The organism is Streptomyces ochraceiscleroticus (assembly GCF_000720485.1).
GTDB lineage: Bacteria > Actinomycetota > Actinomycetes > Streptomycetales > Streptomycetaceae > Streptomyces > Streptomyces ochraceiscleroticus.
In genome coordinates this window covers 1-11,302 of the sequence record NZ_JOAX01000055.1, presented here as the reverse complement: position 1 = coordinate 11,302, position 11,302 = coordinate 1, and the positions used below count along the sequence as shown (strand labels likewise).

Sequence of the window (11,302 nt, the reverse complement as noted above, 5' to 3'; positions counted from 1 at the left end):
CTGCCCACACCGCCCGCCCACCCCATCTGCCCGGCTGCTCGTCCACCCCACCTGCCTGACTGTCCGCCCACGCCGCTCGTCCCCCCCACCTGCCTGACAGTCCGCCCACACCGTCCGCCCGACCTGCCCGGCCGCCCGCGACGCGACCTGCCTGACCGCCCGCCCACCCCATCTGCCCGCGCGTCCCACCTGCCTGACCACCCGCCCACGCTGCCAACCACCCCGCCTCCGCCCCCCCCGGATATCCGCGCGCCCCCCGCCCGCCCCGCCGCTACGATCGGCGGTCTGATGTCTGCCACCCTCGTTGCCAAGAATCTCGCCGCCGGGCACGGCGACCGGACCCTCTTCGCCGGGCTCGACCTCGTTGTCGCGCCGGGTGAGGTGATCGGGCTGGTCGGTGCCAATGGAGCGGGCAAGTCCACGCTGCTGCGGCTCTTCGCGGGGCTGGATACCCCGCAGGAGGGCGACCTGCGGCTGAGCCCCGCCACCGCGACCGTCGGCCACCTCCCGCAGGAGCCCGAGCGCCGCCCGGGGGAGTCCGTGCGCGACTTCCTCGCCCGCCGCACCGGCGTCGCCGACGCGCAGGCCGCGCTGGACGAGGCCACCCAGGCACTGGTCGAGGAGAAGCCGGGCGCGGACGACGCGTACGCCGTGGCCCTGGAGCGCTGGCTCGCGCTCGGCGCCGCCGACCTGGACGAGCGGGCCGAGGAGACCGCGGCCCAGCTCGGCCTGGCGGTCGGCCTGGACCAGCCGATGACCTCGCTCTCCGGTGGCCAGGCGGCCCGCGCCTCGCTCGCCTCCCTCCTCCTCTCCCGGTACGACGTCTTCCTGCTCGACGAGCCGACCAACGACCTGGACCTGGACGGCCTGGAGCGACTGGAGCGGTTCGTCACCGGGCTGCGCGCCGGGACCGTCCTGGTCAGCCACGACCGCGAGTTCCTGACCCGCACCGTGGACCGGGTGGTCGAACTGGACCTCGCCCAGCAGCAGGTGAACACCTTCGGCGGGGGGTACACCGCGTATCTGGAGGAGCGCGAGCGGGCGCGGCGGCACGCCCGCGAGGAGTACGAGGAGTACGCCGAGACCAGGGCGTCCCTGGAGGCGCGCGCCCACCTCCAGCGGAACTGGATGGAGAAGGGCGTCAAGAACGCCCGCCGCAAGGCTCCCGACAACGACAAGATCGGCCGCAAGGGCCGGGTGGAGGCCACCGAGAAGCAGGCCGCCAAGGCCAAGCAGACGCAGCGCATGATCGAGCGGCTGGACGTCGTCGAGGAGCCGCGCAAGGAGTGGGAGCTGCGGATGGAGATCGCGGCCGCGCCGCGCTCCGGAGCGGTCGTCGCCACGCTGCGCGGCGCGCGCCTCAAGCGCGGCGACTTCCGCTTCGGCCCGGTGGACCTGCAGATCGACTGGGCGGACCGGGTCGCGATCACCGGTCCGAACGGCTCCGGGAAGTCGACACTGCTCGGCGCGCTGCTCGGCCGGCTCCCGCTGGACGAGGGGCAGGCGTACCTGGGCCCCGGCGTGGTCGTCGGGGAGATCGAGCAGGCCCGCGGGCAGCTCTTCCAGCGCCCGGAGGCGGCCGGCGAACCGCTCCTGGACGCCTTCCGCCGCTCCGTCCCCGACATGGCGCCGGCGGACGTCCGCACGCTGCTGGCGAAGTTCGGGCTCAAGGCCGGACACGTGCTGCGCCCGGTGGCCACGCTGTCGCCGGGGGAGCGGACCCGGGCGGCGCTCGCCCTCCTGCAGGGCCGCGGGGTGAACCTCCTCGTACTGGACGAGCCCACCAACCACCTCGACCTCCCGGCGATCGAGCAGCTCGAGTCCGCGCTCGCGTCGTACCAGGGCACGCTTCTGCTGGTCAGCCACGACCGCCGGCTGCTGGAGGCGGTGCACACCACGCGTCGGATCGAGGTGGCGGACGGCCGGGCCACCGAGCGCTGAGCGCGCGAGCCCGGCGCACGGGCCGCCGCGCGAGCCCAGCGCACAGGCCCGCCGGAGCGCCTGACCGGAAGCCGCCGTACGGCGTCCGGTAATGGATTTGGCCCTGCCGCACGGAACCCGTAAGGTGGTGTTCACCGACGCGGGGTGGAGCAGCTCGGTAGCTCGCTGGGCTCATAACCCAGAGGTCGCAGGTTCAAATCCTGTCCCCGCTACTGACGCAACAGTGCGTGTCAGAGGCCCCTTCCTCCGGGAAGGGGCCTCTGACGTGTGTGCGGGTGGTTCGTGAAGACGGCGCTCGGGGCGAAGCGGGAGAAAGGCACCTCTTCCCGGCAGCTCATGAAGCAGGAACAAAAGGGTCAGAGTCGATCCCCGGAGTGATCGCCACGCAGAAAAGCGATCGGAAGCTGTCGATAAGTGCTGACTTTTCGTCAGCAGGCCAGTCCGGACGGTGGGATTCCCAACACTCAAAGGGTGAGGATGCCTTCCGGACCCCCAGCCGAACCCCCCGAGGAGCTGACGGCCCCGCTCGCGTACGAAGGTGTCTGGAGGTTCACCGCTCCGGCACTGGAGTCCTCGGTGCCACAGGCGCGGCACGCGGTACGGGATCTGCTCCGCGACCAGCGCGTGCCGACGGGGCCCGACATCGTGGACGGCCTGCTGTTGATCACGTCCGAGCTCGTCACCAACGCGGTGCAGCACGCAGCCCTGCTCTCCCCGCAGATCGCCGTCGAGCTGGCGGTCGGCGCCGACTGGGTGCGGGTCGCCGTCGAGGACAACCACCCCTACCGCCCCAAGGCGCTGGAGGCCGACGAGGACGACCTCGGCGGCCGCGGCCTCTGGCTGATCAAAATGATCACTGCGGAGGCCGGCGGGAAAAGCGGCGTGGAGCACACGGCGAGCGGCGGCAAGGTCGTCTGGGCCGAACTGCCGCTCGCCTGTGTGCCCTCGCCTACCAGCCCGTCGTCGTCCCTGTGAGTTCCCGGATCGCCGGGCGCGCCGCGTCCAGCACGGTCATGAACCACACCGAGAACGGCGCCTCGGAGTGCCGCCGGGCCAGCTCGTCCGGCGTCACGAAGGCGTACTCCCCGACCTCCTCGGGGTCCGGCTCCGGAGCGTCCCGGACCAGGCCCACGAAGAGGTGGTTGTACTCCTGCTCGACCAGCCCGGACTCCGGGTCCGGGTGGTTGTAGCGCACGGTGCCGGCCTCGCCGAGCAGCGACGGGGCGATGCCCAGCTCCTCGGCGGTGCGCCGCGCGGCGGCAGCGAACGGCTTCTCGCCCGGATACGGGTGGCCGCAGGCCGTGTTGGACCACACGCCGGGGGAGTGGTACTTCCCCAGCGCCCGGCGCTGCAGCAGCAGCCGGCCCTGCTCGTCGAAGAGGAAGACGGAGAAGGCCCGGTGCAGCTGCCCGGGCGCCTGATGGGCGGCGAGCTTCTCCGCCGTGCCGATCGTTCTACCGTCCTCGTCCACCAACTCCAGCATGATCGGCTCGTCGGCCGTGTCCGTCGCCGTCATCGCGGCGGTCCCGGTGGTCTGTCCGTTGGCAGGTGTGATCGGCATGCCCATCCTTCGCGTTTCCTCGGTCCTCGATGGTCAAGTCTGCCCTAGTAGCACCCGTATCAGGCGTACGGCGACGCCTTATGTGCGGCGTGGCAGAACCCACGGCGCGCAGCAGGGGCCGCGCGCCGTCTCAGACGGACCGAGCGCCGTCTCCCTTCGCCCCACGTGCCTCCGGGTGCCGCAGGCACCAGCCCTCCCAGGCCGACGCGACCATCGCGTCGATGCCGTGCCGCGCGCGCCAGCCCAGCTCCTTCGTGGCCAGCTCGCAGGAGGCGATCACCCGCGCCGGGTCGCCGGCCCGTCGGCCCTTGACGACGGGCGCCAGGTCCGAGCGGCCGCTGATCCCGAGGACGAGGTCCGCCATCTCCCGTACGGAGACGCCCTCGCCGGTACCGATGTTGAGCGTGAGGTCACCGGCGCCCTGCCGGCCCGCCAGCCGCCGTGCGGCGGCAACGTGCGCCTCGGCCAGGTCCTCGACGTGGATGTAGTCCCGGACGCAGGTGCCGTCGGGGGTGTCGTAGTCGTCGCCGAAGATCAGTGGCGGCTCGCCGGCCGTGACCTTCTCGAACATCATCGGGATGATGTTGAAAACCCCGACGTCCGCCAGCTCCGGCGCCGCCGCGCCCGCGACGTTGAAGTACCGCAGGCACGCGGTCGCGATGCCGTGCGCCCGGCCCGCGGCCCGCACCAGCCACTCGCCCGCGAGCTTGGTCTCCCCGTAGGGGTTCATCGGCAAGCACGGGGTGTCCTCGGTGACCAGGTCCACATCCGGCATGCCGTACACCGCCGCCGAGGAGGAGAGGACGAAGCGCTGCACACCGGCCGCCGCCACCGCCTCCAGCAGCACGGTCAGCCCGTGCACGTTCTCCCGGTAGTACGTCAGCGGCTGTTCCACCGACTCACCGACCTGCTTCTTCGCCGCGAGGTGGATGACGCCGGTCACGCCGTGCTCCGCGAGCGTGGCGTCCACCACGTCACGGTCCTGTACCGAAGCACGTACGAGGGGCACCCCCGCGGGCAGCCGCTCGGGGAATCCGCTGGAGACGTCGTCCAGTACGACGACCTGCTCGCCCGCCGCCGCCATGGCCCTCGCCACATGCGCGCCGATATAACCCGTCCCACCTGTGATCAGCCATGTCATAACCGGCACCCTAACCAGGGCCGCAGTTGTTCATCGACGGCAAGATCGACCATGATGATCGCGGCAGACGCCACCGCCGGACGGCCACCGCCCGGTGAATGCGTGGTGAACGGCCGCATCCGGCGATCCGATAACCTCTGCCGACGTGCCACCGACCCTTGCGGGGCCCGAGGTGTGCCACGACTGCTGCCCGGGTAGTTCGTACCGAATGCGGACCGGCCGGCGGCCTTGCCAGCATTCAGGGAGTGAATTCGTCTGTCGACCGCAATCCTCACCGGTGCGCCGGTCGCCGGGTCGCCGCTCGAAGGCGACCTGCGCGAGCTGGGCTTCGATGTCCGCAGCGCGGCCGACGCCGCCGAGGCGGCCCGGCTGCTGGCCGAGGTGCCGGCAGGCCGGCGGGTCGCACTGGTCGACCCGCGGTTCGTCGGTCACCTGCACAGCCTTCGGCTGGCGCTGACCGACCCGCGTTTCCCGGCCGCCGCGGTCACCGGCGCGCTCACGGCGCAGCCCGAGGCGCGCGCCGCGCTCACCCGGGCGCTCGCCACGGCGGGCTCCGCCGACGGGCTCCCGGACGCCGTCGCGGAGACGCTGGAGGCCCAGGGCGTACCGGTGCACCGCCCCGAGCTCGGCTCGCTGGTCGCTTCCGTACCCTCCGGCGCACAGCAGCGTCATGAGGCGCGGGCCGCGGTGAGCGCCGTGGACGACGAGGCCGTGCGGCTGCGTACCGCGGTGAAGTCCCGCGACGGGTTCTTCACGACGTACTGCATCAGCCCCTACTCCCGCTACATCGCCCGCTGGTGCGCGCGGCGCGGGCTGACCCCGAATCAGGTCACCACCGCGTCCCTGCTCACCGCGCTGATCGCGGCGGGCTGCGCGGCCACCGGAACCCGCGGCGGCTTCATCGCCGCAGGCGTGCTCCTTCTCTTCTCCTTCGTCCTGGACTGCACCGACGGGCAGCTCGCCCGCTACTCCCTGCAGTACTCGACGATGGGCGCCTGGCTGGACGCGACGTTCGACCGCGCCAAGGAGTACGCGTACTACGCGGGCCTGGCGCTCGGCGCGGCCCGCGGCGGGGATGACGTCTGGGCCCTCGCGCTCGGCGCGATGGTGCTGCAGACGGTCCGGCACGTCGTCGACTTCTCCTTCAACGAGGCGAACCACGACGCCACCGCCAACACCAGCCCGACCGCGGCCCTCTCCGACAAGCTCGACAGCGTCGGCTGGACGGTCTGGGCCCGCCGGATGATCGTGCTGCCCATCGGCGAGCGCTGGGCCATGATCGCGGTCCTCACCGCCTGCACCACGCCCCGCATCGTCTTCTACGTCCTGCTCATCGGCTGTGCGCTGGCCGGCTGCTACACGACCGCCGGCCGGGTGCTGCGCTCGCTGACCCGCCGCGCGCGCCGTACCGACCGGGCGGCCCAGGCCCTCGCCGACCTCGGCGACTCCGGGCCGCTCGCCGAGGGCTTCGCTGCCGCCTTCAAGGGCGCGGCGCGCAAGCTCCCCGGCTTCGCGGCGCCCGTGATCGCCGCCGTCGGCGCCGCTGTGATGATCGCCACCGCCGCGTTCACCGGCTGGGGCAGCCCCTGGGTCTGTGTCGCCGCGCTGGTGTACGCCGCACTCTCCGGCCTCGCCGTCGCCCGTCCCCTCAAGGGCGCGCTGGACTGGCTCGTGCCGCCGCTCTTCCGGACCGGCGAATACGTCGCGATTCTGGTGATTGCGGCCCGTTCCGAGGTGAACGGAGCGTTGCCGGCGGCATTCGGGCTGGTGGCCGCGGTCGCCTACCATCACTACGACACGGTGTACCGCATCCGCGGCGGCAGCGGCGCGCCTCCGCGCTCTCTGGTGCGGGCGACCGGCGGACACGAGGGCCGTGCCCTCGTGGTCTCGATCGCCGCGGCCGCACTGTCCACCTCAGGTTTCACAATCGCGCTCACGGTCCTCGCGGGGGCCCTGGCGCTGCTGGTGCTCATCGAGAGCATCCGCTTCTGGGTGTCCTCCCATGCACCCGCCGTACACGACGAAGGAGAACCCGCATGATCGGCCTCGTGCTGGCGGCCGGCGCCGGACGGCGTCTGCGTCCCTACACCGACACTCTGCCCAAGGCCCTGGTGCCGGTCGACGGTGACACCACCATCCTCGACCTCACCCTCGGCAACTTCGCGGAGATCGGCCTGACCGAGGTCGGGATCATCGTCGGCTACAAGAAGGAGGCCGTGTACGAGCGCAAGGAGGCCCTTGAGGCGAAGTACGGCCTCAAGCTCACGCTGATCGACAACGACAAGGCCGAGGAGTGGAACAACGCCTACTCCCTGTGGTGCGGCCGTGACGCGATCAAGCACGACGTGATCCTCGCCAACGGCGACACCGTGCACCCGGTCTCCGTCGAGAAGACCCTGCTCGCCGCGCGCGGCGACGGCAAGAAGATCATCCTCGCGCTGGACACGGTCAAGGACCTGGCCGACGAGGAGATGAAGGTCGTCGTCGACCCCGAGAAGGGCATGACGAAGATCACCAAGCTGATGGACCCGGCCGAGGCGACCGGCGAGTACATCGGCGTCACCCTCATCGAGGGCGAGGCCGCCGACGAGCTGGCCGACGCCCTGAAGACGGTCTTCGAGGCGGACCCGCAGCAGTTCTACGAGCACGGCTACCAGGAGCTCGTGAACCGCGGCTTCCGGATCGACGTGGCTCCGATCGGCGACGTCAAGTGGGTCGAGATCGACAACCACGACGACCTCGCGAAGGGCCGTGAAATCGCATGCCAGTACTGACGAGGCTCATCCCCTCGCCAGTCGTCGTCGACATCCGGCCGGGGGCGCTCAACGACCTGGCCGGTGTCCTCGCCGACCAGAGGATCTCGTCGTCAGGCAAGCTCGCCATCGCCATCAGCGGTGGCTCCGGCGCGGTGCTGCGTGAGCGGCTCGCGCCGGCGCTGCCCAGCGCCGAGTGGTTCGAGGTGGACGGTGGCACGCTCGACGACGCCATCAAGCTCGCCGACGCCATGAAGAAGAAGGGGCGCTACGACGCGGTCGTGGGCCTCGGCGGTGGCAAGATCATCGACTGCGCCAAGTTCGCCGCGGCGCGCGTGGGCCTGCCGCTGGTCGCCGTCGCGACGAACCTGTCGCACGACGGCCTGTGCTCGCCCGTCGCGACCCTCGACAACGACGCGGGCCGCGGCTCGTACGGCGTGCCGAACCCGATCGCGGTCGTCATCGACCTCGACATCATCCGCGAGGCCCCGGTCCGCTTCGTGCGCTCCGGCATCGGCGACGCCCTGTCCAACATCTCCGCGGTCCGCGACTGGGAGCTCGCGGCGCGCGAGCGCGGCGAGGACATCGACGGCCTCGCGGCCGCGATGGCGCGCCAGGCGGGCGAGGCCGTCCTGCGCCACCCCGGCGGCGTCGGCGACGACGGCTTCCTGCAGGTGCTGGCCGAGGGCCTGGTCCTCACCGGTATCGCGATGTCCGTCTCCGGCGACTCGCGTCCGGCGTCCGGCGCCTGCCACGAGATCAACCACGCCTTCGACCTGCTCTTCCCCAAGCGCGCTGCCAGCCACGGCGAGCAGTGCGGCCTGGGCGCGGCCTTCGCGATGCATCTGCGGGGGGCGCGCGAGGAGTCGGCGTACATGGCGCAGGTGCTGCGCCGGCACGGCCTTCCGGTCCTGCCGGAGGAGATCGGCTTCACCGTGGACGAGTTCGTCCAGGTCGTGGAGTACGCCCCGCAGACCCGCCCGGGCCGTTACACGATCCTCGAACACCTGGACCTGTCCACCGATCAGATCAGGGACGCATACGCCGACTATGCCAAAACCATCGGTAGCTGAACTCCGGCCGGTCGTTCACCCGGAGGGGGTGAAGGACCGGCGGAGCGGTGAGCACTGGGGCGGCCGGCTCTACATGCGCGAGATCTCGCTGCGCATCGACCGGCACCTGGTGAACACGCGGGTCACCCCCAACCAGCTGACCTACCTGATGACCGTCTGCGGTGTCCTCGCCGCCCCGGCACTGCTGGTGCCGGGCGTGTGGGGAGCCGTGCTCGGCGTCGTCGCGGTCCAGCTCTACCTGCTGCTCGACTGCGTCGACGGCGAGATCGCCCGCTGGCGCAAGCAGTACTCGCTCGGCGGCGTGTATCTGGACCGGGTCGGTGCCTACCTGACCGACGCCGCGGTCCTCGTCGGCTTCGGCCTGCGCGCCGCCGACCTGTTCGGCTCCGGGCGGATCGACTGGCTGTGGGCCTTCCTAGGCACCCTCGCGGCGCTCGGCGCCATCCTGATCAAGGCGGAGACCGACCTCGTCGGCGTCGCCCGGCATCAGGGCGGGCTGCCACCGGTCAAGGAGGCGGCGTCCGAGCCGCGCTCGTCGGGCATGGCGCTGGCCCGCAAGGCCGCCGGGGCGCTGAAGTTCCACCGGCTGATCCTCGGGATCGAGGCGTCCCTGCTGATCCTGGTCCTGGCGATCCTGGACGCGGTCAGGGACGACCTGTTCTTCTCGCGGCTCGGCGTCGCCGTACTGGCCGGTATCGCGCTCCTCCAGACGCTGCTCCACCTCGTGTCCATCCTGGCTTCAAGCAGGCTCAAGTGACCCAGACTCCACAGAACCTGAAGCTCGGCGCGGTCGTCCTCACCATGGGCAACCGCCCCGAGGAGCTGCGCGCGCTCCTCGACTCCGTCGCCAAGCAGAACGGCGACACGGTCGAGGTGGTGGTCGTCGGCAACGGCTCGCCGCTGCCGGAGCTGCCCGACGGCGTACGGACCGTGGAGCTGCCGGAGAACGTCGGCATCCCGGCGGGCCGGAACGTCGGCATCGAGGCGTTCGGCCCCGCCGGCGCCGACAAGGACGTGCTGCTCTTCCTGGACGACGACGGCCTGCTCGCCAACATGGACACCGCCGAGCTGTGCCGCGAGGCGTTCGCCCGCGACCCTGCGCTTGGCATCATCAGCTTCCGCATCGCGGACCCGGACACCGGGGAGACCCAGCGCCGCCACGTACCGCGGCTGCGCGCGGCCGACCCGCTGCGCTCCTCGCGCGTGACGACCTTCCTCGGCGGCGCGAACGCGGTCCGCACGAAGGTCTTCGACGAGGTCGGCGGGCTGCCCGACGACTTCTTCTACGCGCACGAGGAGACCGACCTCGCCTGGCGGGCCCTGGACGCGGGCTGGATGATCGACTACCGCGCCGACATGGTCCTGCTGCACCCGACCATGGCGCCCACCCGGCACGCCGTCTACCACCGGATGGTGGCGCGCAATCGGGTGTGGCTGGCGCGGCGCAACCTGCCGGCTCCGCTGGTCCCGGTCTACCTCGGGGTATGGCTGCTGCTGACGCTGGCCAGGCGCCCGTCCCTGCCGGGGCTGCGGGCCTGGCTGGGCGGCTTCAAGGAGGGCTGGACCACGTCGTGCGGCCCCAGGCGTCCCATGAAGTGGCGTACCGTGTGGCGCCTGACCCGACTGGGCCGGCCGCCGGTCATCTGACAAGCTCGGGTCGGAGAGCAGCATCCGGCGCGACCCGGGGGTACCCAGAGCCTGTGGCACCCCCGGGAAGCGCACCTTGAGGACGAAAGTGTCAACTGTGAGCGAGACCAGGCACGACAGTGCGGTCGCCATGAATGCGCCGCGGGCCCCCGAAGGCGGGCTCAAGCCGGTGCAGCTTGCCCAGAAGTACGGGCTGACGCAGAGCGGCGCCCGGCCGAGCCTGCCGGAGTACGTCCGGCAGCTCTGGCAGCGGCGCCACTTCATCTCCGCCTTCTCCAGCGCCAAGCTGACCGCCCAGTACAGCCAGGCGAAGCTGGGCCAGCTCTGGCAGGTGGCCACGCCGCTGCTGAACGCGCTGGTGTACTACTTGATCTTCGGCCTGCTGCTCGGCACCAGCCGTGGCGTGCCGGACTTCGTGCCGTTCCTGGTGACGGGCGTCTTCATCTTCACGTTCACGCAGAGCTCGGTGCTGGCGGGGACGCGGGCGATCTCGGGCAATCTCGGCCTGGTGCGGGCGCTGCATTTCCCGCGTGCCTGCCTGCCGATCTCGTTCTGCCTGATGCAGCTCAAGCAGCTCATGTTCTCCATGGGCGTGCTCGTGGTGATCCTGCTGGCGTTCGGGCAGGTGCCGGGCTGGTCGTGGCTGCTGGCGATTCCGGCGCTGTGCTTCCAGTTCGTCTTCAACACCGGCCTCGCGATGATCATGGCGCGGCTGGGCAGCAAGACCCCCGACCTGGCGCAGCTGATGCCGTTCATCCTGCGGACGTGGATGTACGCGTCCGGCGTGATGTACAGCATCGACCAGATCATAAAGAGCAAGCACGTCCCCGGCTTCGTGCACTTCCTGCTGGACGTGAACCCCGCCGCGGTCTATGGAAGGCGGAGGAGCGGTACGGCCGTGGCTGAGCAGCAGAACACCGATCTCCAGCAGCCGGCGGTCCAGGACGCCGCGACCGCGGAGGAGCGCGTCCCGACGGTCGTCGCCGATGACCTGCACATCGTGTACCGGGTCTATGGCTCGGGTGCGGGCCGGGGCAGTGCCACGGCGGCGCTGAACCGGATCGTGCGCCGCAAGCCGTCGACCGGGGTGCGGGAGGTGCACGCGGTCAAGGGCGTGACCTTCACCGCCTACCGGGGTGAGTCGATCGGCCTGATCGGCACCAATGGCTCGGGCAAGTCCACGCTG

Annotated in this window: 9 protein-coding genes, 1 tRNA gene and 1 pseudogene; 9 read left to right on the top strand and 2 right to left on the bottom strand. The window is 71.2% G+C overall.

The window, feature by feature from the left end; genetic code table 11:
* The first annotated feature begins 288 nt into the window (after positions 1-288).
* The 3 genes from IG84_RS0136915 (at position 289) to IG84_RS0136905 (ending at position 2,916) form a co-directional block, all read left to right on the top strand.
* Positions 289-1,941, top strand: a complete 1,653-nt coding sequence (locus tag IG84_RS0136915) for an ABC-F family ATP-binding cassette domain-containing protein (RefSeq protein ID WP_031067712.1) — start codon at positions 289-291, stop codon at positions 1,939-1,941.
* A 138-nt stretch (positions 1,942-2,079) separates the two neighbouring features.
* Positions 2,080-2,153: transfer RNA gene (locus IG84_RS0136910), tRNA-Met, on the top strand.
* A gap of 265 nt (positions 2,154-2,418) precedes the next feature.
* Complete coding sequence (locus IG84_RS0136905) at positions 2,419-2,916, top strand: ATP-binding protein (protein ID WP_031067710.1); 498 nt, start codon at positions 2,419-2,421, stop codon at positions 2,914-2,916.
* On the opposite strand, the gene idi is transcribed toward IG84_RS0136905, so the two are convergent.
* Positions 2,891-3,502 carry an isopentenyl-diphosphate Delta-isomerase gene (gene idi, locus IG84_RS0136900; protein WP_031067707.1) on the bottom strand — a complete coding sequence of 204 codons (612 nt, stop codon included), beginning with the start codon at positions 3,500-3,502 and terminating at the stop codon, positions 2,891-2,893. The two genes, IG84_RS0136905 and idi, sit on opposite strands and share 26 nt — an antisense overlap.
* A gap of 130 nt (positions 3,503-3,632) precedes the next feature.
* Positions 3,633-4,643 carry a UDP-glucose 4-epimerase GalE gene (gene galE / locus IG84_RS0136895; RefSeq protein WP_031067704.1) on the bottom strand — a complete coding sequence of 337 codons (1,011 nt, stop codon included), beginning with the start codon at positions 4,641-4,643 and terminating at the stop codon, positions 3,633-3,635.
* Positions 4,644-4,898: 255 nt separating this feature from the next.
* Here galE and IG84_RS0136890 point away from each other — a divergent pair, with 255 nt between their 5' ends.
* From IG84_RS0136890 to IG84_RS0136865, 6 genes and pseudogenes are all read left to right on the top strand, one after another.
* Positions 4,899-6,683, top strand: coding sequence for a DUF5941 domain-containing protein (locus IG84_RS0136890; RefSeq protein ID WP_031067703.1), 1,785 nt, complete (start codon positions 4,899-4,901; stop codon positions 6,681-6,683).
* Positions 6,680-7,417 carry a phosphocholine cytidylyltransferase family protein gene (locus IG84_RS0136885; protein WP_030253244.1) on the top strand — a complete coding sequence of 246 codons (738 nt, stop codon included), beginning with the start codon at positions 6,680-6,682 and terminating at the stop codon, positions 7,415-7,417. The genes IG84_RS0136890 and IG84_RS0136885 overlap by 4 nt, the downstream gene beginning before the upstream one ends.
* A complete protein-coding gene (locus IG84_RS0136880) occupies positions 7,405-8,469 on the top strand; it encodes an iron-containing alcohol dehydrogenase family protein (protein ID WP_031067701.1) in 1,065 nt (354 codons plus the stop codon). The genes IG84_RS0136885 and IG84_RS0136880 overlap by 13 nt, the downstream gene beginning before the upstream one ends.
* Positions 8,447-9,226: a CDP-alcohol phosphatidyltransferase family protein gene (locus IG84_RS0136875; protein ID WP_078649921.1), complete on the top strand. Its 780-nt coding sequence runs from the start codon at positions 8,447-8,449 to the stop codon at positions 9,224-9,226. Before IG84_RS0136880 ends, IG84_RS0136875 begins: the two co-directional genes overlap by 23 nt.
* Before the next feature lie 44 nt (positions 9,227-9,270).
* Entirely contained in the window at positions 9,271-10,116 is an 846-nt protein-coding gene (locus IG84_RS0136870) for a glycosyltransferase family 2 protein (RefSeq protein WP_051862862.1), read from the top strand.
* 97 nt (positions 10,117-10,213) lie between these two features.
* Positions 10,214-10,990: pseudogene (locus IG84_RS0136865) on the top strand (ABC transporter permease); the annotation flags it as partial.
* Between the last annotated feature and the right edge of the window lie 312 nt (positions 10,991-11,302).